The sequence below is a fragment of the Thermococcus pacificus genome (assembly GCF_002214485.1).
Taxonomy (GTDB): Archaea; Methanobacteriota_B; Thermococci; order Thermococcales; family Thermococcaceae; genus Thermococcus; species Thermococcus pacificus.
In genome coordinates, this window is record NZ_CP015102.1 from 499589 (window position 1) to 525892 (window position 26304).

Annotated in this window: 22 protein-coding genes; 11 read left to right on the forward strand and 11 right to left on the reverse strand. The window is 54.6% G+C overall.

Annotated features, from left to right (window positions below; all coding sequences use genetic code 11):
- Positions 1-4: 4 nt before the first annotated feature.
- The 5 genes from A3L08_RS02820 to A3L08_RS02840 all read right to left on the reverse strand — a co-directional run bounded on the left by A3L08_RS02820 (position 5) and on the right by A3L08_RS02840 (position 9599).
- The gene (locus A3L08_RS02820; protein WP_088853599.1) at positions 5-4048 is read right to left on the reverse strand and encodes a glucodextranase DOMON-like domain-containing protein; all 4044 of its coding nucleotides are present in this window, start codon (positions 4046-4048) and stop codon (positions 5-7) included.
- Between the two features lie 9 nt (positions 4049-4057).
- Positions 4058-5308 (reverse strand): ABC transporter permease subunit, encoded by a 1251-nt coding sequence (locus A3L08_RS02825; protein ID WP_088853600.1) that lies wholly within the window; start codon positions 5306-5308, stop codon positions 4058-4060.
- Positions 5305-6210, reverse strand: a complete 906-nt coding sequence (locus A3L08_RS02830) for a carbohydrate ABC transporter permease (protein ID WP_088853601.1) — start codon at positions 6208-6210, stop codon at positions 5305-5307. Before A3L08_RS02830 ends, A3L08_RS02825 begins: the two co-directional genes overlap by 4 nt.
- Positions 6211-6249: 39 nt before the next feature.
- Positions 6250-7566, reverse strand: coding sequence for an extracellular solute-binding protein (locus A3L08_RS02835; protein WP_088853602.1), 1317 nt, complete (start codon positions 7564-7566; stop codon positions 6250-6252).
- A gap of 149 nt (positions 7567-7715) precedes the next feature.
- Positions 7716-9599 (reverse strand): glycoside hydrolase family 13 protein, encoded by a 1884-nt coding sequence (locus tag A3L08_RS02840; RefSeq protein WP_088853603.1) that lies wholly within the window; start codon positions 9597-9599, stop codon positions 7716-7718.
- A 72-nt stretch (positions 9600-9671) separates the two neighbouring features.
- On the opposite strand from A3L08_RS02840, the gene trmBL1 reads away from it, so the two are divergent.
- Positions 9672-10694 carry an HTH-type sugar sensing transcriptional regulator TrmBL1 gene (trmBL1, locus tag A3L08_RS02845; protein WP_088853604.1) on the forward strand — a complete coding sequence of 341 codons (1023 nt, stop codon included), beginning with the start codon at positions 9672-9674 and terminating at the stop codon, positions 10692-10694.
- A gap of 49 nt (positions 10695-10743) precedes the next feature.
- The gene (locus A3L08_RS02850) at positions 10744-12096 is read left to right on the forward strand and encodes a glycogen/starch synthase (RefSeq protein ID WP_088853605.1); all 1353 of its coding nucleotides are present in this window, start codon (positions 10744-10746) and stop codon (positions 12094-12096) included.
- On the opposite strand, the gene A3L08_RS02855 is transcribed toward A3L08_RS02850, so the two are convergent.
- Complete coding sequence (locus A3L08_RS02855) at positions 12093-12455, reverse strand: ribonuclease P protein component 2 (protein ID WP_088853606.1); 363 nt, start codon at positions 12453-12455, stop codon at positions 12093-12095. The two genes, A3L08_RS02850 and A3L08_RS02855, sit on opposite strands and share 4 nt — an antisense overlap.
- A gap of 74 nt (positions 12456-12529) precedes the next feature.
- On the opposite strand from A3L08_RS02855, the gene A3L08_RS02860 reads away from it, so the two are divergent.
- Positions 12530-13612 carry a radical SAM protein gene (locus tag A3L08_RS02860; RefSeq protein ID WP_088853607.1) on the forward strand — a complete coding sequence of 361 codons (1083 nt, stop codon included), beginning with the start codon at positions 12530-12532 and terminating at the stop codon, positions 13610-13612.
- Here A3L08_RS02860 and A3L08_RS02865 read toward each other — a convergent pair whose 3' ends face one another.
- The gene (locus A3L08_RS02865) at positions 13613-14407 is read right to left on the reverse strand and encodes a DUF835 domain-containing protein (RefSeq protein WP_232461751.1); all 795 of its coding nucleotides are present in this window, start codon (positions 14405-14407) and stop codon (positions 13613-13615) included.
- A 170-nt stretch (positions 14408-14577) separates the two neighbouring features.
- Between A3L08_RS02865 and A3L08_RS02870 the strand changes: the two genes are divergently transcribed.
- The 4 genes from A3L08_RS02870 to A3L08_RS02885 all read left to right on the forward strand — a co-directional run bounded on the left by A3L08_RS02870 (position 14578) and on the right by A3L08_RS02885 (position 17621).
- Entirely contained in the window at positions 14578-15354 is a 777-nt protein-coding gene (locus tag A3L08_RS02870) for a hypothetical protein (protein ID WP_088853608.1), read from the forward strand.
- Positions 15355-15402: 48 nt separating this feature from the next.
- On the forward strand, positions 15403-15561 hold the full coding sequence (locus A3L08_RS09980) for a hypothetical protein (protein WP_198362131.1): 159 nt from the start codon (positions 15403-15405) through the stop codon (positions 15559-15561).
- On the forward strand, positions 15548-16507 hold the full coding sequence (locus A3L08_RS02875) for a potassium transporter Kef (RefSeq protein ID WP_088853609.1): 960 nt from the start codon (positions 15548-15550) through the stop codon (positions 16505-16507). The genes A3L08_RS09980 and A3L08_RS02875 overlap by 14 nt, the downstream gene beginning before the upstream one ends.
- 337 nt (positions 16508-16844) lie before the next feature.
- The gene (locus A3L08_RS02885; RefSeq protein ID WP_088854872.1) at positions 16845-17621 is read left to right on the forward strand and encodes a hypothetical protein; all 777 of its coding nucleotides are present in this window, start codon (positions 16845-16847) and stop codon (positions 17619-17621) included.
- 271 nt (positions 17622-17892) lie between these two features.
- Here the strand turns inward: A3L08_RS02885 and ileS are convergent, their stop codons facing one another.
- On the reverse strand, positions 17893-21096 hold the full coding sequence (gene ileS / locus A3L08_RS02890; RefSeq protein WP_088853610.1) for an isoleucine--tRNA ligase: 3204 nt from the start codon (positions 21094-21096) through the stop codon (positions 17893-17895).
- 164 nt (positions 21097-21260) lie between these two features.
- Here ileS and yjjX point away from each other — a divergent pair, with 164 nt between their 5' ends.
- Positions 21261-21842 (forward strand): inosine/xanthosine triphosphatase, encoded by a 582-nt coding sequence (yjjX, locus tag A3L08_RS02895; protein WP_088853611.1) that lies wholly within the window; start codon positions 21261-21263, stop codon positions 21840-21842.
- Positions 21843-21877: 35 nt separating this feature from the next.
- Here yjjX and A3L08_RS02900 read toward each other — a convergent pair whose 3' ends face one another.
- Positions 21878-22252, reverse strand: coding sequence for a hypothetical protein (locus A3L08_RS02900; protein ID WP_088853612.1), 375 nt, complete (start codon positions 22250-22252; stop codon positions 21878-21880).
- A gap of 48 nt (positions 22253-22300) precedes the next feature.
- Positions 22301-23137: a DMT family transporter gene (locus tag A3L08_RS02905; protein ID WP_088853613.1), complete on the reverse strand. Its 837-nt coding sequence runs from the start codon at positions 23135-23137 to the stop codon at positions 22301-22303.
- A gap of 126 nt (positions 23138-23263) precedes the next feature.
- On the opposite strand from A3L08_RS02905, the gene A3L08_RS02910 reads away from it, so the two are divergent.
- From A3L08_RS02910 to A3L08_RS02920, 3 genes are read left to right on the forward strand one after another with little or no spacing between them, the layout of a single operon-like run.
- Entirely contained in the window at positions 23264-23785 is a 522-nt protein-coding gene (locus A3L08_RS02910) for a 4Fe-4S dicluster domain-containing protein (RefSeq protein ID WP_088853614.1), read from the forward strand.
- Between the two features lie 5 nt (positions 23786-23790).
- On the forward strand, positions 23791-25662 hold the full coding sequence (locus tag A3L08_RS02915; protein ID WP_088853615.1) for an aldehyde ferredoxin oxidoreductase family protein: 1872 nt from the start codon (positions 23791-23793) through the stop codon (positions 25660-25662).
- A gap of 20 nt (positions 25663-25682) precedes the next feature.
- Positions 25683-25901 carry a MoaD/ThiS family protein gene (locus A3L08_RS02920; RefSeq protein ID WP_088853616.1) on the forward strand — a complete coding sequence of 73 codons (219 nt, stop codon included), beginning with the start codon at positions 25683-25685 and terminating at the stop codon, positions 25899-25901.
- Here the strand turns inward: A3L08_RS02920 and A3L08_RS02925 are convergent, their stop codons facing one another.
- Positions 25902-26210, reverse strand: coding sequence for a hypothetical protein (locus A3L08_RS02925; protein WP_088853617.1), 309 nt, complete (start codon positions 26208-26210; stop codon positions 25902-25904).
- Between the last annotated feature and the right edge of the window lie 94 nt (positions 26211-26304).

The window sequence follows — 26304 nt, forward strand, 5'->3', positions numbered from 1 at the left end:
GAGGTCAGCGCCTCCTCCTGAGGAGGAGCGGTATTATTGCCAGCCCTATCAGAGCCGCCGGGCCGCAGATTCCTCCGCCTCCGCCGGTGGTAGTGGTGGTCGGACTGTTGGTTGTCGGCTGAGTCGTTGAGCTCGGTGAGGTCGTGGTCTCGCTGGTGGTGGAGCTGGTGGAGCTCGTGCTTGAGGTCGTCTCTGTTGGGGTGGGCGTTACCTCGCCTCCGCTTCCCTCGACGAGCGGTATCATGACTACTGTGGCGAGCTTCATGTTCTCGGCATCGTAGCTACTCAGCTGTTCCTCCTGGGTTGGCTTGAAGCCTTCTGGAACGAGCTCATCAACGACTCTCGGTGCGACACCGTTGATAACCGCGTCCGGCTCTGCCCCGCCGAGCTTCCACTGCTCTGCCTCGACTGCAACCACCCTCCACTTGTCCGGACCATAGCCGTCCTGTGAGCCAACGAGCACCGACGCGTAGAGTCCATAGTCACCCACTCCGGGCAGGTACTTCTTCGGGAGCTTGACGATTATCGCGTTCTTCGTCGGGTCTGCCGAAATCTGCATCTCCCCCTGGTAGACCGTTCCGTCGGGCATGATTATGAGGTTTCCATAGTCCCAGCCGGCTATCCTCAGGGCTACATCCCACGGATGCCTCGGATCGAGTTGGACATTGCTTCCCGGCCCGTCGGGGAACATCTTTATCGCGGTGACGTTTCCGCCCTCGGTGTAGTCAAAGTAAGCCTCGATTATCTGGAGGCTGAAGCCGTTCGGCCCGTTCCATGGGTTACCTCCGAGATCCTTGAAGTAGAACTCCAGCGTCCAGGCATCGTCGCCCTCGGTCATCTTGAACCTAAGGAGGTCGAAGACGCCAGGCTTGAAGACGCCATCTGTCGGGTAGGTGTAGGTTCCCGGCCCGTGGTCGTCTCCCTCGGGGTCGTTAACCACTATTCCCTGCTTGAGCAGTGGAATGGCCCTAACCGTTGCCAGCTTTCCGCCGTTGGCGTCGTAGGAGCTGAGCTGCTCCTCCTGGGTCGGCTTGAAGCCTTCTGGAACGAGCTCGTCCACAACCCTCGGGGCGACGCCGTTTATGACGGCCTGTGGGTCGGCTCCACCGAGCTTCCACTGTTCAGCATCAACTGCAACCACCCTCCACTTGTCCGGACCATAGCCGTCCTGTGAGCCAATAAGAACGTCTCCCCAGAGACCGTAGTCCTCGTTTATCTGGATGTACTTCTTGGGCACCTTCACGGTTATGGTGTTGCTCGCGGGATCTGCTGAAATCTGCATCTCTCCCTGTATCGCGGTGCCGTCCGGAAGGACGATGAGGTTGCCGTAGTCCCATCCAGCGATCCTAAACGCGACGTCCCACGGGTGGTCTGGGTCGAGGTTGACGTTTGAACCCGGCCCATCCTGGAACATCTTTATGGCCGAGCTGTTGCCACCGTCCTTGTAGTCGAAGTACACCTCGATTATCTGCAGACTGAAGCCGTTCGGCCCGTTCCACGGGTTGCCCCCAAGATCCTTGAACTTGAACTGCATGACGTAGGCATCGGTCTGCTCGAGGAGCTTGAACTCGAGGAGGTCAAAGACTCCCGGCTTGAATACACCATCTGTCGGGTAGGTGTAGGTTCCCGGCCCGTGGTCGTCTCCCTCCGGGTCCTTTACATCTGCTATGACGACCCCCTTGACCTCGGTCGGGAGCTTGAGCTCGACCGGCGTGCTTATGATATCCAGGTTACCGTTACCGTCGACCGTGGATGCCGCAAAGTAGAAGTCGTTGGGGGTCTCGATGTACTCGAATGGAACCGTTACGTCAACGGTGTTCCCGCTCTTCTCAACGGTAAGGTCTCCGAGCTTTTCACTTTCCTCATAGCCGGTGGCGTTGTAGATTTCCGCTTTGCCATCCCTGTAAACGACGTGCTTGGTTATCATGAGGCCGACGCTGTCCGCTGAGAACGGCCAGAGGGAGTACCTGAGCTGGTCCGGCTTCTTCTGGAGGAGGGTGAAGGTGTTGCCGACGCGCTTCCTGGCCTCGTACAGGCTCACCTCGAACTCATCCACGTCGCCATTCAGAACGAAGTGCACTCCCCTATCATCGAAGTAAACGCTCACGCTACTGGCCTTCGGCGAGAGGCTGGAGTAGCTCTGGACTTCTCCCTTCTTGAGGCCGATCGGACCGAGCTTCTGATAGGGCTCGCCGTCAGGGAAGTAGTTGCCGTGGAGGTAGCTCGGAGGCTCGAGGCCCGCCAGCCTGTACATCTCGTAGAGGTAGGCCTTCAGGTAGCGGTCGAAGCTGTAGTCCTGCCCACTGTCCTGATCGCTCCCGTACCACCAGAACCAGTCACTTGCCTCTGCGCGGAGCAGGTATTCATAAGCCTTCTCCCAGTCAGCCTGGCTCATCTCACCCTTGTGCTCCATCAGGGCCTTCCTCGCCTGGTAGAGCCAGTACCAACCGTAGTTCTCCTGGGGCTCGCCTATCCAGGTGGAGAGGGTTCCGTCTATCCAGCTACTCTCGGGCCACTGCATCTCCTCCTTAACCCCGACCATGTCGTAGAGGTCGCCGAGGCTCTGGGCCTTGAGGAGCGCCTCTACCTTGTCTCCGGTGAGGTCGAGGCGTTCCATCATCTTCGGGGTGAGAACGTTGGCTTCCTCGCCGTAGAGCTTTATGTACTCGCTCGGGGTGACCGTCCTTATGAGGCCCTGCTCCTGGAGCTCCTCAAGCTTCTTGTAGAGTTCGTTGAGGAAGAGCTTGCCGTCGTAGGGATAGTTCTCCCAGGCATTCTCGCCGTCGAGGGTCACGACGTAGACGAGGGAACCGTCGTAGTTCTCCTTCTGGACCTTGAGGAGTTCGTTGACGAAGTCCTCAACGGCCTGGTACTGGTTCATGCCGCCGTAGGTGAAGCCAACGCGGTCGCTGAGCGCGTGATCGCGCGGGAAGAGGTATATCTTCTTTCCGTTGAACTCGGCCACCCAGGGCTTGTAGTAGTTCTCGGTGGTCTTCTCAACGCCGAGCCTGTCGAGGACGAGCTGGTCGGTCATGACCCATGTCCAGCCGTTTTCAGCCAGTATCTCGAGGGTCTTGTCATTGAGAGCTGACTCGGCAGCCCATCCACCAACAGGGGTAACGCTGCCACCGCCGAGGTATTCCTTGTAAAGCTCGTGGGAGACCTTCACGTGCTCGTCGAAGTCGTTCTCCCAGCCGAAGTCGTTGAGTATCGGACCAATCGGATGGGCGTAGGGGACGACGGTAACCTCGACGTTGCCGTTGCCGAGGAGGTAGTTTATCTTCTCGTGCCCCTCGAAGGTGTGGTTTAGGAGCCACATCTGGGCGTCGAGGACTGTCTTGACGTCGTCCCTGGTGTAGCCGCCCTCGTCGACCTTCTCATAGATGGCCTTGAGCTCCGGGTTATCCATTATGTAGCCGTAATCCGTCCAGGCGAGGTTGAAGAGAACCGCCAAATCGATGTAGTCCTGCTCGGTGAACTCTCCGGTAACCGCGGCCTTCTGCTCCTCGAGCGGCAGGTTGGCGTACTTGGCCTTGGCCTGGAGCATCTTGTCTTTAAGCTCGGTGTACCTGTCCCAGAAGTCCCTTGTTGGATTGCCGTTCGGGTCGGTTATCGGTTCCCCGTTCCAGGGTATCGTGTGGTCGAAGAACCCTCCAGGGGCCTGGAGCATGAACCACTTCTCGTCAACGGTTAAGGGCTCACCGTTCGCTATCTTCTCAGTTATTATCTGGTAGTTGTCCCTCTTTCCATCCATGTAGTCAACCAGCTGGGCTATGAGTGAACCGGAGAGGTCTATGGCAACATGGACGTCCGGATATTCGCTCAGGTAGTGGGCCATCTTCCAGTAGTTGTTTGCCGCGTGGAGCCTGACCCACGGCCTCGTGTAGATGTCCTGAACCGGGTCGTAGTAGTAGGGCTGGTGCTGGTGCCACACTATTATAACGTTGAGCGGCTTCGGCTCTGCCGCGCCAACGGTCTTTAGGTTAACTCCGACTATGCTTCCAACCATCAAAAAGGCAAGGAAAAGGGCAACAACCTGCCTCTTCATGTTATCACCTCATTCCTTAAGGCCTCCAACGGTGAGGCCGCTCTTAATGTAGTTCTGGGCGAGCATGAACATCACGAAGACCGGCAGGGCGAAGAGCAGAGCAGCCGCCGCGAAGTAGCTCCAGTCGATTCCCCTGCCTATGCCGCCCATGAGCAGGTATATCCAGACCGAAAGCGGCTGGTTATCCTGAGTTAAGAGCAGACTTGCCAGGATGAACTCCGTCCATCCTCCTATGAAGGCGAATATTGCAACCGTCGCTATTCCCGGTAGCGCCATCGGCAGTAGCACGTGCCTGATTATCTGGAGGTAGCCCGCGCCGTCCACTAAAGCCGCCTCGTCGAAATCGGGGCTGATTGAGTCGATGTAACCCTTGAGTAGCCACGTGTTGAAGGGAACGCTTCCGGCCGCGTATATGAAGGAAAGCACCGGCAGCTTGTCGTAGAGGCCGAGCTTGACGACCATACCGTAGAGGGCTATAAGGCCTGCTATTCCAAGACCTCCAGATACCTGGGTGAACATGAGGTAGAAGTACAGCACGTGCTCCCTTCCGAAGAACTTCATGCGCGAGAAAGCGTAGGCCGCTGGGACGACGAAGATCAGCGTCAGTATCACCGTCAGGGTCGCTAGTATCAGGCTGTTCTTGAGGTAGCCGAAGAACTTCGAGTTCACGAACTTGCCGAGGTACGTGAAGTGCACGGTGCCGCTGTTCCTGGCAACGACGTACTTTTCCATGGGGCCGGAGACGGCCGTTCCGTCAAGACTTCCCTCGGTGAGGATGACGTTCCTTAGCAGGCCGAATCCTATTGTTCCATCGGGGTTCATCCGCGTCAGGACGAAGAGTCCCCTAACTTCCCCCTTCAGCCCCCCTTGAGCGTTAGAGTTCCCGGAGACGTCGAACACCAGGTTCTTTACCGGGATCTCAAACGTCATTCCCGTGAAAGGCCCGTATTTGACCTTTCCTCTGATGGTTCCCTCCGTCAGGTAGAGCTTGCCGTCCTGGATGCTGGCACTTCCCTCTATCGTCCCAGTGAAGTCCTCGCTGAGCTTATTGCCGGAGAAGCCGAAGAGCACCTCCCTGTATGAGTCTAAGCTGACGTTTCTCGGTATTAGGTGGAACTCCGTCGTCGCGAGGGTTGAACCAGGGCTTATCGAGACCGTGAAGATGTAGTAAACGGGGAAGAGGATGATGAACATCACCAGTATTGCCACGAGGGTCAGCGTGAAGCTCTTGAGAATCTCACTCTTCCGGCGCCCCATCATCCCTTAGCACCCTCCTGCAGCTTGGTTATCCTAACGTTGACGTACATGTAAACGGCCAGTATCAGCGTGGCGATTATCATAACCGCCGAGGCCCTTCCGTAGTGCGGGCTGGCGCCAAAGGCTTTTCTGAATCCGTAGAGCAACAGGAACTTGTTCTCGAAGAGGCCGGCGTTGTAGATGTAGGGCACCATGAAGTACTGGAAGCTCGCGGCGCTGGTGAGTATCGTTGCGAAGGCTACCGGCTTCCCGACTATAGGAAGCACGACGTGCCTCACCCTCTGCCAGTAGTTTGCACCGTCTATGATGGCCGCCTCGACGAGTGTGTCCGGAACGGACTGGAGCGCCGCCGTTATGACGGTCATCATGAACGGATATGCCAGCCAGACCTCAATTATGTTGAGCGCCAGAAACGCCCAGGTGGGGTCGTTAATCCAGTTGGGCAGTGTCGAAACACCCAGTGATTTTAGAATCTGGTTTATGGGTCCAAAAATCGGGTCGAACATGAACTTCCAAACGGTGACTGAGAAGAGGAGCGGCAACGCCCAGGGTATTATCAGGAGCGAACGGTAGACCGCCTTTCCCTTGACGTACTTGCTGTTGTAGAGCAGGCCCAAGAAGATTCCAGCGAGCACCTTCAGGGTAACGCTCGTGGCGACGAATATCCACGTCCACTTAAACGCCTCCCTGAAGCCATCGTTGCTGAGTATCCACCGGAAGTTCTCGAGACCGACAAACCTTAGCGGTCCGGCCGCACTCTCCGGGTTGTATATCGGGAAGTTGCCGAGCTGGGCGTTGGTGAAGGCCAGATAAACTGAGTAGATTATCGGCCACAGGTTGAAGAACAGGAACGCGGCTATCCCTGGCAGTATTAGAAAAAGGGCGATAGTTGTTGTCTTTCTCATGCCGTATCCCCCCAAAAAGATATAGGAAAGAGAACCGCTTCAACCGCCGTTCATGTTGTCAAGTATTTGTTGCTGGTAGTTCTGGAGTATGGCCGGTATGTCGGCGTTGGCCGGGTCCTGGAGTATTTCGTTGATTGCACCGTCAACACCGCCCCAGACGGCGCTCATCTTCGGGCTCTTCGGCATGAGGTAGGCGTGCTGGACGGCCTGTCCAAAGCCGTAGATGACCGGGTCAGCCTGGATCTCCGGGTCGTCGAGAACCGGCTTGAGAACCGGGATGTATCCAAGCTGGAGTGAGAGCTCCTTGATGACGTCGGGGCTGGTGGTGAACCACTTGACGAACTTCCAGGCGGCCTCCTTGTTCTTTATGCCCGCGGCGAAGTAGATGTTCTTAACACCGCCGTAAGGCCTCGGCCAGTACTCCTTGCCGTCCTTGGTGATCGGCGGGAGCGGAACGACGTCGAAGTCAATGCCGGCCTTCTTAACGTCGTTTATGCTCCACGGGCCGTTTACCATCATTGGAGCACGGCCCTCGAGGAAGATGCTCTGCTGGGTGTTGTAGTCCCCAGTTGGAGCCATGTACGGCCAGATGTTCTGGAAGAAGAACTGGAAGCCTTCAATGGTCTCCGGCTTGTCGAGGCCCGGCTGCTCGGTCTTGTCATCGAAGTAGTAGCCTCCAAAGGCCTGGGCTATGCCCGAGATGAAGTAAGCGTTTATCGGCCAGGCGATTCCGTACTTCTCGTTATCGGGGTCGTAGTACTTCTCCATGATGGCCTTCATCTCGTCGAAGGTCCTGGGCGGCTCGCTGACCATGTTCTTGTTGTAAATGACAGCAACGGTTTCAGCCGCGAAGGGCATGGCGTAGTAGTGCTCCTTGTACTGGATGGCATCGACTGCCATTGGAGCGAAGTCCTTGAGGATGTCGTCGGTGACGTAATCGTCAATCGGCTCAAGCATTCCAGCGTCGGCGAACTTTCCAATCCAGTCGTGGGCCCATATGAACAGGTCCGGACCCTGGCCAGTCGGGATGGCAGCCTTGAGGGCGCTCTCAAGGTCGGGCTTCTGCTCAAAGGTTATGGTGACGCCCGGGCACATTGCCATGTACTCCTCGGCGAGGCTCTGGAAGACCTCGAGCTCGTTCGGCTGCATGGCGTGCCAGATGACTATGTCTCCACTGCCGCAGTCGGTCTCCGGTGCGGTCGTCTCAGTCGCGCTGGAACTGGTGGTTGTGCTTGTGGTGCTTTCGCTCGTCGAGCTCGGGGAGCTGGTGGTTTCCCCGCCGCCTATACAGCCGCTAGCCACGACGCTAAGAACCAAAACTCCAACCAGAAGCAGGGCAAACAACCCTTTCTTCATACCTTTATCACCTGCCTTGATTTGGGTGGTATAGTATCATCGTCGGTGATATATATATCTTGCGCTTCCCTGCTCATAAGACATGCTCTGGACACAGTTATTCTACAATGACTAAAAATGGATAAAATAGTGCAGGGGAAGGGGTCTGTTTAAAAGAACCGAACCTCGAAACTGCACTCACCGGATTTGGGGTAGGTTATGACAACTCTCACCCCCTCATCCCCAAGAACCCTGTCGTAGACTATCTCGTCCCCCTCGAACTTTACGGGCACGAAGGCACCGAGCTGAATGGCCCTGCTCTTCTTCCTCAGGGCGATGAGCCGCTTGGTAGCCTCCAGGAGGTCACCGTTCCATTTTCTCGAATCCCATATCATCGGAGTCCTTCCAACGCTGAGCCCCGGTCCCCTCTGTCCCCTCAGCCCTATCTCGTCGCCGTAGAATATGGAAGGAATTCCCTTGTAGGTCATCAGGAAGGTCAGCGCGCAGAGATACCTTCTCTCATCACCCACGAGGTCTATAAAGCGCTCCGTGTCGTGGTTGTCGAGGAAGTTGTACATCAAGTATTCAGCCGGTCCGAGCCGGGCGCTCAGGAGTTCCAGCCCGTTGAGGAACTCCTCCGCGTCGATTTCCCTTTCCACGAAAAACCTCAGAAGCAGCTCATAGAGGGGATAGTTCATCGTCCCGTGGAAGACGTCGAGGATCCACAAGCGAGCGTCGTCCATGACCTCCCCGAAGAGATAGGCCGTCGCTGGCATCCCCCTCCTAACCCTGCGCCAGAAATCCGGCGGAACGCCGTGGGCAACATCCAAGCGCCAGCCGTCAGCCCCCTCCCGGAGCCAGTGCTCCATGACCTCCACAACAAACTCCCTCACCGCCGGGTTATCGTGGTTGAGACGCGGCATCAGCCAGACCGAGAAGAACCCCTCGTAGTTCCAGTCCATCCCTTTCAGCTTCGTATACTTCTCCACCCAAGGCTCGTCTGATTTGAGGGCCTCCACGAACTCATTCGAAACCACAGGGAAACCGGTTATTCTGTAGAAATCCCTGTACTCACTCTCCTCACCTTTTCTGATGACGTCCTGGAACCACGGGTGGAAGAAGCTCGTGTGGTGGAAGACCCCGTCGAGGACGAGCTTCATCCCCCTCTCCTTGAGAGCGTTCACGAGCTCCTCGAAGGCCTCGTCTCCCCCCATCCTACTGGCCACGTGGTAGTAGTCAACGATGTCGTAGCCGTGGTAGGTCATGGACTCGAATATGGGCGTCAGGTAGAGGGCATTAACGCCCAGGCTCTCCAGGTGGTCTATGTGCTCAACAATCCCCTTCAAGTCCCCTCCGTGGAAGAACTCACCTTCCAGCGGCAGCGTCTTCCCCCGAATTCCAACCGCGAACCTGTCGGGCATTATCTGGTAGAAGACGCGGTCAAACACCCAGTCTGGGGCGTCGGGTTTGTATGGAGCAGTTCTGAAGGGGCCGAGCTCCACTGTCTTCCCCCTGAGGGTCAGAATTTCAAAGGAGTACTCGATCTCCCCTTCCCTGGGCAGAACTACCTCAAAGTACTCAAAGAGCTCACTTTCAGCTTTTTTTCTCATCCGGAAGGTTTCCCCTCCTGTTTTCAACTCCGCCCATTTGATGACTCCGTGTTTTCCCCTGAGCAGGACGTGCGTCCTCCCAGCGATAGTGTAAACGTATGTGGTGCTCGGGGCGTGGAAGATCCAGTCTCCGGCGTCGATGACCGCGACGCTGACATCTCTCTTGAACTTGTATGATAATCTCCTGTAGGTCTCCTCCCGTGGGTTCTCACCGTCCCTCTCGAACTCTCCACCAATCGAGAACCCATAGTGCCAGACTCCCTCTGGGAGCCGAACCTTTATCGTCCACCGACCTCCCCTCGGCTCCATCCTGAAAGAGCCCTCATTGAAGGCGTTGAAGCTTCCCACAAGGTAGGCCCACTTCCCCCTGAGAGGCGTCGAGAACTCGACGAGAGCCACCCTTCCGAAGCGCCAGTCGTATTCAAACCCGAAAGTTTTATACACTTTCATCACCCAGGTATCACTACTAATGAGTAAACCCTGGCAAGTGAAGGTTAAAAAGTTGGAGGTTCCGATATGCACGAGGAAGAGATCGTTGAGAAGCTTCAGAAGCTCGGCCTCACGAAGTACGAGAGTTTAGCCTACATAACCCTTCTCAAGCTGGGTCCGAGCAAGGCGACCGATATAACGAAGGAGAGTGGTATCCCCCACACGCGCGTTTACGACGTCCTGAGTTCTCTCCACAGGAAGGGCTTCGTGGACGTCATGCAGGGATCCCCAAGGCTCTACAAGCCAGTCAACCCCGAGGTCGTTCTCGAGAGGATAAAGGAGGACTTCATAGAGGACATAGAGAAACTTAAAGCTGCTTTTCTCGACCTCTACCGCGAAGTCCACGGCGAGGATTTACCTGAGATATGGACGATACAGGGCTTCGACAACACCGTCGAGAGGGCCGAGTACGTCATAAGAACTGCAAAGCACGAGGTTCTAATAAACACGCCCTTCGAATTCCTTAAGCTCCTGAAGAGCGAAATCCGCGCGAGGAAGGATGTCCTCTTCGTTATAATTAGCAACTTCGATGAGGTTCCCGACTGGCTCAAGAGGAGCAACATAATCCTCGCCAAGACGGGAGGAGCACCTTGGCTCATGGCCAGCTGGATAATCGGCGACATCGACTATGCGCTCTTCTTTGGTGCCCTGCCGAAGGACAAGAGGAGGGAAAAGTTCTACTCCTTCTGGGCCAAGAGTCCCAAGATAATCCAGAACTATATGCACTGGTTCTACACCATCTACTTCGACAACAGCGAGATCATAAAGCCGCTTGACTACGGGAAGCTCCCCAAGCCCCTCGCCCTCGTCAACATAAGAACTCTCATCACGGTCCTCAGAATGGCAAACCTGCCCAAGAGAGCCGAGATAGTCGGAAGGATTGTCGACACCAAGGAGCCCGTAACCCTAGACGGGGAGATAATTGACTACGAGTACACGCCCCTCACGGCAAACATAACTTTCAAGTACAACGGCAACGAGCTCAAGGTTGGCGGCATAGGCAGCTACTTCGAGGACGTTGAGGGAGAAAAGTTCATCCTCCTCGAGTGATGTCCTTTTTTAATTTACCCCACTTCATCCACAGCTAGAGGTGAACCGCATGAGGATTCTGATACTGGGGTTTGAATACCTTCCCGTGAAGGTCGGTGGACTGGCTGAAGCTATCACGAGCATAGCGGAGGGCCTTGCCGGTTTAGGCCATGAAGTCGTCGTCTTCACGCCAGACCACGGGAAGGGCCTCGGAGAGCCCGTGAAGAGGTTCAAAGTTATCTCCTTCGGGGAAGAGGTCGATATCGAGGTAAGAAAGCGCGTGCAGAACGGCGTGACCGTTTACTCCCTCGCCGGCGGTCTCTTGAGCGAGCCTGACGTCTACGGCCCGGGCTGGGATGGACTACTGAAAAAAACCGTTCTCTTTGGGAAGGCCAGCGCTGGGCTGATGAACAGCCTTATTGGGGAGTTCAAGCCCGATGTAGTCCATGCCCACGACTGGCACACCGTCTTTGCGCTCGGCCTTCTGAAGAAGTACTTCGGGATAAGGAGCGTCTTCACGATCCACAGGCTCAACAAGGCAAAGGTTCCAGCGGGATACTTCCACGAGGCCAACCTTAGCGAGCTTGCCCCCTACCCTGACATCGATCCGGAGCACACCGCCGCTTACATAGCGGACGTGGTAACTACCGTCAGCAGGAGCTACCTCTGGGAGGAGTGGGACTTCTTCAGGCACTTCGAGGGCAAAGTTACGCACGTCTTCAACGGCATAGACTGCACATTCTGGAACGAAGGACTCCTTAAAAACGCGGATCTGCCAAGAGAAGAGCGCAGAAAGCTCATCCTGGAGCGCTTCGGACTCTCCGATGGCAAGGCCTTCATGTTCATAGGCCGATTTGACAGGGCCCAGAAGGGGGTCGACACGCTACTCAAGGCTATCGAGATACTCTCAACGGATCCTGCCTTCAATGACATGCGCTTCATCATAATCGGGAAGGGGGATCCTGAGCTGGAGAGGTGGGCAAAGGCTGTGGAAAACCGCTTCCCGGGCAACGTCCGCGTGATAACGGAACTCCTCTCCAGAGAGACCGTCAGGGAACTCTACGGCTCGGTTGATTTTGTACTGATTCCCTCGTATTTTGAGCCCTTTGGATTGGTCCAGCTAGAGGCCATGTGCCTCGGCGCGGTTCCCATAGGAAGCGCCGTCGGGGGGATAAAGGACACCATCATAGACCTCGACGAGGATCCCGAAAATGCCACCGGAATACTCGTGCCACCGAGGGATGCATTCGCACTGGCGAAGGCTATGATAATAGCAAAGAACCTCGATGAAGAGACGCTCAATAGGCTTAGAGAAAACGGCAGGCGGAGGGGCAGGGAGGACTTCACCTGGAAGAAGGCCTGCGAGAGGTACGTTAAGGCTTACCTCAACGAGGTCGACAGGGCCATGTCATTCCTGCGCTAACGCCAGCCGTACTCAGCCAAAAACTTCCTCTTTAACCTTTTTATAGTTCCCGAAACGCCGAGCGTTCTGAAGATTGCCCGCGAACCGTTCACATGGGTAACCAGCGTCAGAGCGAGGCGGAGCTCTTCCACATGTTTTCTGTCGACCCTGACTATTCCGGTCTGACTTTTCTCATCGAACTTTATGAACCAAGGCTTAGCTTTAGCAGAGCCAAGCACTCCAAGCGTTGAGAGGCTTGCGTCCCATATTGCCCTCTTTATCTCATCCTTCGTGAATGCTCTCTCGCCGATAACCTGGAAGGCTATGTAGCGGTGCTTGTCCCTCAAAGTCGGCGGCAGGTACTTAGGCTTCTCCCTCATCTTTACACCTTCTCGAATTTGGCCACCAACCTTTTTAAGCCATGCCCCGAGGCTGGGTTAGCGAGGTGAGGACTTTGGTCCGGGAAACGCCTTACTTTTCATACGCCGTGAGAGAGCTTCCAAAGGGCTGTCAGCTCTGCGTTAGGGGCGAGAAGCTCGTCCTCTTCACCACGGGGGTCTGTCCGAGGGACTGCTTCTACTGCCCGCTTAGCCCCTGGAGGAGGGAGGATGTTGTCTACGCCAACGAGAGGCCGGGTAAGCGGGTTGATGACGTTATCGAGGAAGCCCTTCTGCAGGAGGCGAAGGGGGCGGGAGTTACAGGCGGAGACCCGTTCGCGAGGCTCGACAGAACTGTGGAATACATAAAACTCCTCAAGGAGAACTTTGGTGAGGAATTTCACATCCACCTCTATACTACTGGCGCACTGGCGACCAAGAGGAACCTTGAAAAGCTCTACGATGCCGGCTTGGACGAGATACGCTTCCACCCTGACCTGTTCAACCCCAACTCAAAGCTCTTCAAGGTTGAGATAGAGAACATAAAGAACGCCTTCGACTTCGACTGGGACGTTGGGGGAGAGATACCATCAATTCCGGGCCAGTTCGAAAGGATGAAGTGGTACGCCGAGTTCCTCGATAAGCTCGGCGCGAAGTTCCTCAACGTGAACGAGCTGGAGTACAGCGAGATGACTCTCAAGACGCTTCTGGACCTGGGTTATCAGCCGGTAAGCGATGAGAGCGCCTCGATAAAAGGTTCCCTTGAGACCGGCCTAAAGCTCCTCGAGTGGGGCGAGGAAAACACCTCTCTGAGCTACCACCTCTGCACGGCAAGGCTGAAAGATGCCGTCCAGCTCAGGAACAGGCTGAAAAGGATGGCGAGGAAGGTTGCTAAACCTTACATGGAGATAACCGAGGAGGGGACGCTCCGCTTTGGCATCGCTGAATACGATGACCTCGACGAGCTTTACAGCTTCCTCGTGAAGGAGGCAGAGGTTCCGCCCGAGTGGCTCCACATCAACCGCGAGAAGGGCAGGATAGAAATGCCTGAGGAAGTTGCGGTTGAGCTGGCAGAGGCGATTGAAGGCGATGTTAAGTTCTTCATCGTGGAAGAGTACCCGACGTGGGACAGGCTGGAAGTGGAAAGAACCCCGTTGTAGTTATTTACTTTCCTTTTTGAGCCTTTTAACATCAAGCTCTTCGAATTCCCTTCTCAGATGGGAAAACTGACGACTATCCAATGCCTCAGGGCTTACAACCACTATCAGCAGTGCACCCTTTAGGAGGAGATGATCTTTTAAAGCAGTGAGGAACTTAAGAACATTCTCAAACCCATTTTCAAGTATAAGGTACTCAACCCCGTCAATTATCACGGCGGTGTTTTCGTCTGCGGTGGATATGAGGTGATGGAGTATCGCGGGGAGGCGGCGTGGGTCTATGGAGTTCTCACCCTCAACCTTGCTGAGCCACAGGTAAGGGATGCCCCTCTCCTTGAATATCCCCGGCGTTCTCGTCAGGGCTATTACTCTTTTGCCTGCCAGCAGCTTAAGGATGGAGTCTATATCTGTGGTATCAGCCAGATAAGCCCCCTTCTCAAGGGATGGTGTCCCTTTGAGTACCTTGGACGGTTCTACAGCAACTCGAGCCCTTCTCATGTGGTCTATGAGGTAGTAGGTGCCCAGTAGAAGGGCAAGGCAAATTATGATATCGTCAAGGAGTTTGGTGAAGGATGTGGGATAAACGTCGTTTATGACATCCACCAGAAAACCCAGCCAGAAGATTGTTGTTACGTAGGTGAACTTCCTGAGCAAGCTTTGAGGAAGGGAAACCTCAAACAGGGCCCGATTCCTATAGAATACAAACAGGGCTAACGTTATTATACCGAGCTTTACTATTTCGAGGCCCAATTTAAGGGTCAGTTCCATCATATTCTCACAACTCGCGATACTGTGCATATCTTAAAAAACTTTTCGACGTCACTTAGGCACACTTCTGTACCGGACTGGTGCAATTAATCAATCATAACAGAAAGTGGTATTGGATTTCCCAGAATTCCATTTTTATAGATTCAAAAACCGCATTCTACAATCAAAAAGTTTATTTACCCCCCAGAATATTAACGGCCATGCGAGTCTTCATCAGGGACTACTTAATCCCGTGGCTGTTGCTGATTCTGGTGTGGGTTGCAATCTGGATTTTCGTTCCCGGGGAGGAGAAAAACCTCTCGCTACCGAACGTCCTCTCGGTTCTCATCCTCCTTCCCTTATTCCTCCTCGTGGTCCTGTACTTCGTTGGAAAGACCCTCGAACGCTACGGCTACTCGCGAAAGGACGTTAGGAGGCTTCCAGAGATAATCGAGAAAACCCACGGAAGGCTCTACCTATCTAGGGAAATCTTTGATACCATTGGACAGGCGCTAATTTTCTGGGCACTGTTTTCAACCGTCATTTTCATGACAGAGGACCCCCTGTGGGGAGTGGCCAACGCCGTTGCGATGTTTGCGTGGATATTTGCGTTCTTTGTCCTGCTCGTCTCTATGGTAATCTGGGTGTTGGGATTTCTTCCTGCTCTCTACAGGCTCCTCACCGGAAGGAAGCTCAACAGAGATTTTCTTGTTGAGATGATGAAGTTCAATTTAGTTTCCACGGCAATCCTCATTGTGGTCAGGCTCATTGCTCTCCACGTTGGCGACGTCTCCGCTCCCCACTACGTCATGAAGCTAATAGCCTTCGGCAGAAACGACCGCATTGTGAACTCTCTCCTTGAGCTTTCGGCCCTAAACTTCCTCTTCGGGCTGGTCGGCCTTTACGGGCCAAAGAGAATAGGAAAAGCAGCCGCTTTACTCTTAACCCTCATAGTCTTTGGCCAGCTGTGGGTTACATGGAAGTTGCTGTTCGGTTAAGAAAAATTAATTGAGCTAAGCACCATTCACTGGCGTGGGGAATAAAACATGACCCCAAATGGACCCTGCAATCTCCACGTGCTTATGATGGCCTTTGGGACGAGGAGTAAAGAAGAGGTTGCGAAGCTTGAGAAAGAGCTCAAAGAAGTTGAAGATTGGATGAACTCATCGTATTGGCCGGAGGGAAGTTTGGATGGGAAGAAATGAACTTTTTCTGGTCTTCCTTATGGGAGTCGTCTTTCTGGCGATGCTATTCAGCTATTCACTCTCACTTTCGCCGGTAGAAAGCCTCTCCTTTGCGGTTATTTTAGCGCTTCTCTACACCTCGACCCGCGTTTTCTGGGAGAAATCGGATAAATGGAGAGGGAAATCTGGACTTTTAAAATCTAAGGGCGCGAGATATCTCATCTTCTTCTTGAGCTCGTTTGGGTTCGCCGTGCTCCTATTTGGGCTTACGTACCTGGTCCTTGCAAAACCGGGCACTTCGTTCGTTTCCCTCGTCAAAGTTCTTGGTGTTCTCTTTGCAATAGGCTCCTCCCTGATGCTCCTTGCCTCAATGTTTTATAACAGGGACAGAACACCTGAAAAAATCACATACTCCTGGAGGAACTTTCTAAGGGAGCTTTCGGCGTCAATCCTCCTATTCACGATTGCCTACTTCTCCGGTGTTAGCCTAGAAAAGAGTGCTTCAATGGCCCTTTATGTTTTTGTTGCTACCAACTGGTACTACTCCACGATGGCCCACAGGTACGTGATACCCGAGCAGATGCTTAAACTCAGGGCAGTCATCAACTTCGCGGCAATTGCCTCCGGCCTATACCTCTTCGTAATTGACAACGCGCTCGTAAGTGGATTAGTGGGGGCACTTTTTGCCGTTGCCGAAGAAAAAGACTACGGGATAACCAGGAAGCTTATAGAAACCGGACTGTTGGAGAGGAGGTACGCCGAAAGCGGGGTTGGAGGTCTGTTTTATGCAGTTTCTTATGGATTTGGGGCTATGGTGGCTTTGATTGTGGTCACCGGAAATTGTAACGCATCTTTCATCAGGGATTTCCTGCTAACGATGTTCAGACTGTTGTACCTGTTTACGGTGATTTTCCTCCCCTTCGGGACGTTCCTCGGGTGGGCGAGGCTGAAGGTTCACGGTGAATGAAGTGGAAAATGGACTTTCAAGGAAGTTTTGCTGGTTTCACTGGCTTCTGGGGGCTTTCTGATCCTTTTAAGGTTTGTGTTCTCACATCCTGGAGCCTCAGAAATTGGGGCATTCCACTCTCTCTTAAAATTCTACGTAAACGGGGACCTACATAAGAACCTTCTGTTGCTTTCTGCCCTGAACGCTCTTTACGGCCTTGTCGGAATTCTAATTCTGCCTCGAAGGAGAAGGTTTGGCCTCTTAACCCTTCTAATGATTGCCCTGGCTCTTATTCCCCTCGTGATAAAGGTTTTTATCCAACTGCACTCATTGTAGTTTGGATTTATCAAAAATCCAGGTGGTCTCCGTGAAGGGAAAAATTATCTTTGAGATTTTCATTTTCCCTGCGGTGCTCTTCACGGCGCTGTTTGGCTTCACCTGGGCGAAACTCGGCGTCATGACCCGTGAATGGGCTCTCATCACGGCCCTTCTTTTTGTTCTCGTAGTGGGTTCAATGGTCTTCTTCCTCGCCCGCATTCTGGAGAAGCACGGATACAGGAAAAGCGACATCAAGCGAATTGACGAGATTCTTGAGGAGCACTGGGATGAACCGTGGTATTCAGGATACCTAAAGCACGACGTACAGGAATGCATAGCCCATCACCTCATTATCTGGGGACTTCTCAGCACGTCTCTTCTGGCGTTTCACGATGTTTTCTTCGCCATCATGGCTTTAGTTGGTTTGGTTTTTCTCATGGTGATAATGTATCCCGTCTTTGTCACCATGGTAGTTTGGATTCTGGCTCTACCGTTGTACTATCTCAAGAGTAGAAGGGCAGAGGATGCCTTTGAATTCATCGCTGAAACATCCCTTGTCTCAACCCTCGCGATTCCCGTTATCTGGGCCGTTTCCTCTTACGTCTCAACCAAAAACTACCCGGAAGACGTTCTTAAGATGTTCAGCGCCGTGGTTAGAAACGCCGAGGGGTTTTTGCTCCTCTCAATCCTGAACACCCTCTTTGGCTTTTTAGGGGGTTATCTCTCGCGCAGGGTTGGGAGGAGAGTTTTCGCGATTGTTCTGCTCTCACTTGCAACGGCTATGCTCTTCATCGTCTGGAGCATTGTTAAAATTTAAATTCTGCAGGAGGTGTTTAAATGAAGCATGGGAAACGTTTGTTGGCGAAAGCCGTCTCGGTTCCTCTGATGCTGTGCGTCTTTATGTAGATTCGGAAGGATTTCAACGCCTCTTGGTTGCTGATTACAGTAGCTCTTTCTTCGTAGCGCTACTTGAAAGGACAAGAAAAACCGCTATTACTGAGCTACTGGTGGGAAGTGTTCTTCTAGCTATCTCTGCGGCTATCACCCTAATGTTAGCGAGGTAGAAAAAAGGAGATAAGAAGCCAAAATTAGCCTTCGACCTTCTCAATCCCTATCTTTGCCTCAACCTCGGGCCACTCGACAACGTAGCCCTTTGCTTCACCAAAGATTACCTCAACGGCTCTCGTTTCGCCCGTTATGTAGTCGAGGTTCTCGCTGAGAAGCTCACGGTTCTCGTCGGTGGTCTCTATCGTGACCTTAATGCGGTCGTTGACGTCCAAATCTAGGCGCTTGCGCATCTCCTGTATCCTCCTCACGAACTCCCTGGCAAGGCCTTCCGCTAAAAGCTCCCTCGTGAGGGTCTTGTCGATGAACACCTTTCCACCCTCGAACTCCTCAGCAACGAGGAAGTCCGGCAGCTTCTCCTCAACAGTGAGGTGCTCCCTCGTGAGGTGGAAGGTCTTGCCCTCGATTTCAACGTCCATCTCGCCCTTCTCGTAGAGCTCCCTGCCGTGCTCGCTTATCCACTTGGTTACGAGCCTGGCGTCGCCCTTGAACTCCGGGCCAACTTTCGCGAAGTTCGGCTTTATGATGAGCTCGCGCTCGACTTTTCCAACGGCAACTTCCTTGGCGTTGAGCTGGTCCTTCAGCAGGCGGTTAAGCCTCTCTACTGCCTTCTTAACGGTCTCGTCCTCGGTCTCGATGATTATCCTCCTCACCGGGTAGCGGAGCTTTATCTTCGCCCTCTGCCTCGCTGAAGAGCCTGCCTCAACGATTTTTCTTACAACGTCCATCTCGCGCTCGAGCTCTTCGTCTACGGCCTTCTCATCGGCTTTTGGCCAGTCAAGCATGTGAACGCTCTCGACGCCGAGGAACGGCCTCATGAGGTTCTGGTAGATTTCCTCGGCTATGTAGGGCGTGAACGGCGCCATGAGCCTGAGCAGAACGTCGAAGACCTTCCAGACGGTGTAGTAAGCGGTAAGCTTATCGGGGTCGTCGCCCTCAACCCACATGCGCTTCCTGATGAGCCTGACATACCACCTGCTTAAATCCTCGACGACGAAGTTGTAGATGGCCCTCGTCGCCCTCGTCAGCCTGAAGGTCTCTATACCCTCGGTAACCTCACCTATGAGGCTGTTGACCCTGCTGAGTATCCATTTGTCCTCCTCCCTGAAGGGAAGCTCCTCAGGCTTGAGCTTGGTCGGGTCGAAGTTGTCGAGGCTCATGTAGGTTGCGCTGAGCACGTAGACGTTCCACAGTATGTTGAGCATCCTCTTGACCTGCTCAAGGCCCTTCCAGCTGAAGCGGAGGTTCTCCCACGGGTTGGTGGCCCAGAGCATGTAGAACCTGAAGGGGTCGCGCCCTTCTTTCTGGACGACCTCCTCAGGCCTTATGATGTTGCCGAGGCTCTTGCTCATCTTGTCGCCCTTCTCGTCGAGGACGTAGCCGTGCATGGCGACCTTCCTGTAGGGGACGGTGTCGAAGGCTATAACGCTCGCGGCCTGCTGGGAGTAGAACCACTTGGTGACCTGGTCCTCGCCTTCAACAATGAAGTCAGCCGGCCAGAGCTTCTCGAAGAGCTCCTTGTTCCTCGGGTAGCCAAGGGAGGCCCAGCTTGCTATTCCACTGTCGAACCATACATCCACGACGTCCTTGACGCGGCGCATTTCCTTACCGTTCACCTTTATGATGAAGGCATCAACGTAGGGCCTGTGCAGGTCTTCCGGCCCGAGCTTCTCCTCTATGATTTTGAGCTTCTCGTTGTAGTCCTCAGGGAGCTCTATCCTCTCGCCGTTAACTTCTATCGCCACGCTCTTCTCGACCAGCTCCTTAAAGCTTCCAACGACGTATATCTCGCCGTCTTCACTCTGCCATATTGGGAGCGGAATTCCCCAGTAGCGCTGCCTGCTTATAACCCAGTCGCCGCTGTTCATGACGCCGTTGTCGTAGCGAACCTTCACCCAGTCGGGGTACCAGGTGACCTTCTCGTCGTTCTCTTTGATTATTTTGTCCTTGACCCTGCTGACCTTGAGGAACCACTGGTCCGTGGCGCGGAATATGAGCGGCGTCTTACAGCGCCAGCAGTGCGGGTACTTGTGCTCTATCTCTCCAGCTTTAACGAGGTAGCCCTTCTCTGTGAGGTGCTCAATTATCTCTCTGTCAGCGTCCTTGACGTAGGTTCCCTTCCAGAAGCCCTCGGTGTAGCGTCCCTCGTCGTCAACGGGGCTGTAAACCGGCAGGCCGTATTTCTGGCCGACCTCGAAGTCCTCCTCACCGTGGCCGGGGGCGGTGTGGACTAAACCGGTACCGTCCTCCAGCGTTACGTGCTCGCCGAGGATAACCCTGTGGGCCCACTCGTACTTCTCGCGGAACTCCTTTTGAGCTGGATACTCATCCATGAGGACGTGGACGTAGCGGATTCCCTCGAGCTCTTCTCCCTTGAACTCCTCAACGATTTCACCCTTAACGCCGACCTCGGAAAGAACGCGCTCGACGAGGGCCTTTGCTATTATCCAGTATTCCTCGCCCTTCTCGGTCTCGACCCTAACCCTGGCGTACTCATATTCTGGATGAACGGTTACAGCCAAGTTGGCCGGGAGCGTCCAGGGCGTAGTAGTCCAGATGAGGAGGTATTCGTTTTCTTTGCCCTCAATCGGGAACTTTACGTAGATGCTCGGGTCCTTCCTTATTTTGTACTCGCCGCGGACCTCGTGTTCAGCGAGAGCAGTCTCACAGCGTGGGCACCAGTGAAGAACGCGCTTGTCCTTCTCCAAAAGCCCCTTCTCCCAGGCCCTCTTGAGCGTGAACCAGCCCGATTCGATGTACTCGTTCTTTATGGTCATGTAGGGGTCGTCCCAGTCCATCCATATTCCGAGCTGCTTGAACTGCTCGGTCATGATTTTGAGGTTGTTGAGGGCGAACTCCTTACACTTCTTTATGAAGTTGTCAACGCCTATCTCGGTCTCTATGTCCTTCTTGACCTTGAGCCCGAGGGCCTGCTCGACCTTGACCTCTATTGGAAGGCCGTGCATGTCAAAGCCCGGCTGTCTGCGGACGTTGTAGCCCTGCATGCTCCTAAAGCGTATCACCATGTCCTTGATGATCTTGTTCCAGGCAGTTCCGAGGTGTATGGCACCGCTGACGTAGGGCGGCCCGTCGAGGAAGTAGTACTTCGGGCCGTTGGCCCTGCTGGCCTTGACCTTCTCGTAGGTGTTGTTCTCCTCCCAAAAGCGCTCTATCTTCTCCTCAAGCTTCCCTGGGCTGTACTCCCTAAACTCCGGCTCTTTAATCATAGAGAACCCCTCCAGAAGTGATAGTAAAGACTAACCCAGAACAGGGGAGGCTAAGCCACGAAACGGGCGAAGCGAAGGATAAAACACTCCCCCCTCATGGGTATCGGGCCAAAGTTGGGGATTTTATTTATAAGGTTTTTGGAATCTCTCTAAGGGGGATTATCGTGAGGATTGCAGTTGGCTCAACCAACCCGACGAAGGTTCTGGCCGTTAAAGAGGTCATGGAGATGATTTACGGGGACGTCGAAGTCTTTGGCGTTGAAGTCGAGAGTGGAGTGCCGGACCAGCCCGTTGGAATTGAGGAGACCATCAGAGGGGCAATAAACCGCGCCAGGCAAGCCCTGGAAAAGGGAAACGCAGACATGGGAGTTGGAATAGAGGCAGGCATTTACCCAGTTCCAAACTCGCTCACGGGCTATTTTGACATCCAGTTCTGCGCCATCCTCGATAGAGAGGGATGGCTCACCATAGGCCACGGCCCGGGCTTTGAGTATCCGCCGTACGTGATCAAGAGGATAAAAGAGGGAGTTGAGGCGGGAAAGGCCATGGACGAGCTCGTCGGGGAGAAGGACCTGAAGAGGAAAACCGGTGCCATAGGTTACCTCACGCACGGAATCTTGCCGAGAAAGGAGCTGAACAAGCTTGCCGTGCTCATGGCTATGGTTCCGCGGATGAATCCAGAACTCTTCGGTTTGAAAGATGTGCCCTCCCCGACCGCCCCCCGCTCACCGCTCACGGGGGTGTGAGAGGGGGAGGGCGGAGAAAGTTATGTCCGAGAATTTTAAGCGTTTTCCACCTGCCTCTCTTCCTCGGGCTCACCTTTCCTCCTGCTCTCGTTCTTGATGACCTGAATAACGTAGTCGATAAACTTCCTGACCTCCTCTAGGTCCTCCTCTGGGATGTCTGCAATCTTCTTGTTCTTGGTCTTGTAGGTGAGTAGCTTGAGGAGTGCGAGCCTTCCGAGGGCCGTCTTTGTGCTTATCTCCCCTTCCTTCCAGTCCCGCCAGATGGCGTTCGCTATGCCGTAGAACTCGGGTATGCTATCCAGTCCCGGGTCGCCGACGTCTATGACCTCCTTTCCGAGGTACTTGTAGCGCTTCTCCTTCTCCTCCTTTGAGAACTCCTTGGTCTTCTCCTGTATATACGCCTGCACCATGGCCACCACCCATAGAATCCTCCGGGGGGAATATTTATTAACTTTTCGTTAGGAAAAATGATCATGCCGCACCTCGTTCCATATGGCCGCCATTATGAGGAGCGCCCCGATGTAGCCCTCTACACTGAGAACCTCCCCTATGGTTAGAAACGCCGCAACGTGGCCGAATATTGGCTCAGAGGAGTATATCAGGGCCGCTTTGTGGGCGCTCGTGTTCCTCTGGTGCTTCACCTGGAGCGTGAACGCAATGACCGTGGCGAATATCGACGTGTACAGGATCCCTGCCCACGGCAGCGGGTCCGTTGGAATGACCAGGGGCTCGAAGAGGAGAGCGAAGGCAAGGGAAAAGACGAAGTTCCACGTTATCTGCCAGAAGGCCAGGCTGAGGTAGTCCTTCTCTCCAAACCTCTGCACGAGGACTATCTGGAAGGCGAAGCTGAGGGCACAGAGTACTGTGAGCAGGTCGCCGTGGTTGAGGCTCAGACTGGCCCCCGAGATTAGGTAGAGACCGGTGAGCGCAACCACCAGCGAAACGGCGTCCCTGGGCCTGAGTCTGTCCCCGAGGAGAAAGTAAGCTATGAAGGGCGTGAAGACGACGTAAAGCGAGGTTATAAATGCCGAGTTTGAGGCAGTCGTGTATTTTAGACCAACTATCTGGAAGCCGTGGCCAAAGAAGAGAGTCAACCCGAGAAGGAAGCCCTCCCTGAAGGTCTCTTTCCTCAAAACCTTTGACCTGAAGAGAATTAGCATGAGGAAGGAGGCTATCCCAAAGCGGTAGGCCAGGAAGAGCATCGGCGGGAGGTAGTCGAGACTAACCTTCATCGCCGGGAAGGTAAAGCCCCATATCGCAGTGATCCCAAGTAGAACTGCCTCTGAGCGGTTCATCGTATTCTTTACCGTGTCCCCGTTTATAAGCTCTTTCCCCCGTACAAATTCAGGTCTTTGCGTTTTCATATGGTTCTCAGAAGGGTTATATAGTTGAAGTCCCAATCATGAAATTGGGTGTTCCCTATGGGCGATGAGGAAAGATTGTGGATTCTGGTAACCCCCGATAAGTGCAGCGGCTGCAGACTCTGCGAGATAGCCTGTTCCCTGGAGCACGAGGGAATAATATGGCCAGAGGCTTCCCGCATCAGGGTATACGAGCTCCTCCCCGGCGTCAACGTCCCCCACACCTGCGTCCAGTGCCCGGATTATCCGTGCGTGAACGCGTGCAACTTCGATGCGCTGAGTGTTGACGAAGTGACCGGTGCCGTGCTGGTGAACGAAGAGAAGTGCATCGAGTGCGGCGCCTGCGTTCTGGCATGTCCGGGCAACGTCCCGAGGATTCCAGCAGGAAAGGGGAGCGTCGTGATATGCGACCTCTGCGGTGGGGAGCCGAAGTGCGTGGAGGTCTGCCACGAGGCGGGCCACGACGCTTTAACGCTCGTTAAGGGCAACTACCGCTCGATCTACAGGACATTCGCGAAGGACCCGATCGAGAAGAGCGCCGAGCTGGCGAGAAAAATGTACGGGGAAGAGCTTATGGGGTGATGGGAATGAAGGGCTACGCTGGAAAGCTCCTTGACGTTAATCTGAGCACGGGGGACGTGAAAACCGTCGAGCTCGACGAGGACATGCTCCGCTTCTACGGCGGCAGGGGGCTCGGCACTTACATCCTCTGGAGGGAGCTCGGCGAGCGGTGGGAGAGTATTGACCCGCTCGGCGAGGAGAACCTCCTCCTGATCCTCACCGGCCCGCTGACCGGCTACTACCCCGGAATAAAAACCGCAGTGGTTTCAAAGTCCCCGGAGAGCAACGGTGTGGTGGGAAGCGTCCTGAGCAGCGAGGTGGGGATAGAGCTCAAGAGCGCGGGCTACGACGGGATAATAATCCGCGGAAAGGCCAGTGAGCCGGTTTACCTTTTCATCAACGACGACGAGGTGGAAATCAGGGACGCCTCAAAGTACTGGGGCATGGGAGGCCTTGAGCTCCACAAAACCCTGCTGAAGGAAGTCCACGAGGAGCTAAGGAAAAAGGGCAAACTGAAGGGAGTCCCGAAGGAGCCGGCGATGATGTACATCGGCAGGGGCGGAGAGGAGAAGGTGAGGTTCGCGGCGATAATGAGCAAGCTGATGCATGCCGCTGGTTACGGCGGCTTTGGGGCTGTCATGGGTAGCAAGAACCTCAAGGCAGTTCTGGTTAAAGGCAATGGGCCGTTGCCGGAGGTCCACGACCCGGAGAGGTTCAAGTCCCTTCTCAGGGAGTTCCAGCGGGAACTTTTGACCCTCACCACCTTCCGCCAGTGGGGGACAGGGGCAGGCGGCTATAGCGTCGGTAAAGACCGCTCAAGCCAGCCGATCAGAAACTGGCAGGAGGAGTACCACGACGACGAGAGGATAAGCGTGGTGAACTTTGAGCTCAAGGCCTGGGTGAAGAAGTACTGGGCCGACTACGGCTGTCCCGTCAACTGCATGAAGATATCCTACCTCCGCTACGGGCCGTATAAAGGCGCAATAACAGACGCGCCCGACTACGAGCTCATGGCATACATGGGCACGAACCTCGGAATATTCGAGCCCGAAAAGATTGTCTACCTATCCTACCTAGTTGATGAGCTCGGCCTCGACGGGATAAACGCGGGCAACGTCCTCGGCTTCGCCGCGGAGCTCTACCAGAGGGGAATCCTCACGGAGGAAGACCTCGGCTTCAAGCTCGAATGGGGCGACGAGAAGGCCTTCGCGAGGCTCCTTGAGCTGATAGTCAGGGGAGAGGGCATCGGAAAAGTCCTCGCCGAGGGGACCTACCGTGCGGCGAAGCGCATCTCGGAGATGAAGGGCGTGGATGCTATGCGCTACGCTGTCCACGTCAAGGGGATTGGAGTGGGTGCCCACGGTGTCAGGAGCGGCCTTGACTACACGAGGGACATAAGCTACGCCGTCTCGGTCCAGGGAGGCGACCACACTGCAACCGCCGGTCTGCCCGCGAGGAGCTACGAGGGCGAGATGGTGAACGCCTTCTACGACTCCGCCGTTATATGCATGTTCACGACGAGACCGGGCTTCGAGCGTATCATAGAGTTCGGAAACGCAATTACGGGCTTTGAGCTGACACCGGAGAAGTGGTTCAACGAGATGGGTTTGAGAATAATCCACCTGCAGAGGATCCTTCTCCTCCTCGGAGGGCCCGACGTTTACTGGGACCCAAGAAGGGATGATGACAACCCGCCCAGGTTCTACGAACCACTGCCAAGCGGCCCAGTTAAGGGGAGTGCTCCTACCAAGGAGGAGATACAGGAGAAGGCTCGCCAGTACTACGAAGAGATTGGCTACGACGAGCACGGGATCCCAAGGGAGGACGTCCTGGAGGAACTCGGCCTCGGCGAGGCGAAGCGCGAGGTGAAGCGTATAAGAAAGCGCCTCGGCCTCTGATTTTCCTTTTGGTGGTTCTCATGAGAGTGACCCTCGTCCTCTACGGCGAGCATGCCCTAAAACACGGGCCGCGAAGGGAGCTTGAGGTGGAAGAGGGGAAGAGCGTCAGAGAGCTACTGCGGGAGCTCGGGATAAGCCCGGCCGAGCACCACATCCTGGTGAACGAGAGGAAGGTCACTGACTGCAGGCTCAAAGACGGGGACGTCGTTAAGGTGCTCCCCGTTGTTTACGGGGGCTGATCACTCCCCTGGCCCGTTCACGCAGGACATGTTCATGGCTAAGAGCATCTCGACGTAGCCGCTCTCGAGGTTCTTCTTTATTTTTTCCGCGAGGGATTTTAGCTCGTCAACCGTGAGCGGGCTCTTTGTTCTGAGCCATTTAATCTTTCCGTCGTTCTTATCAAGGACGACTATTTCTCCCTCAGTAATAAGCGGGACGTAGTTCATCTTTATCCCGTAGAGCTCTTCAGCGAAGGCGAGCTTCGCCCTCATAAGTTCGAGATAGTTGGCCAGGTCTTCCCCGAGAATCCGCCTGAGTTCCCTCTCCATTCTCCCACCGCCAGAAACTCGATGCACACCCTTATTAACCTATCGGGCAGTTATGGGTAAAAATGTCCGTCTTTTCCGGGCCGAAAGGGAAATA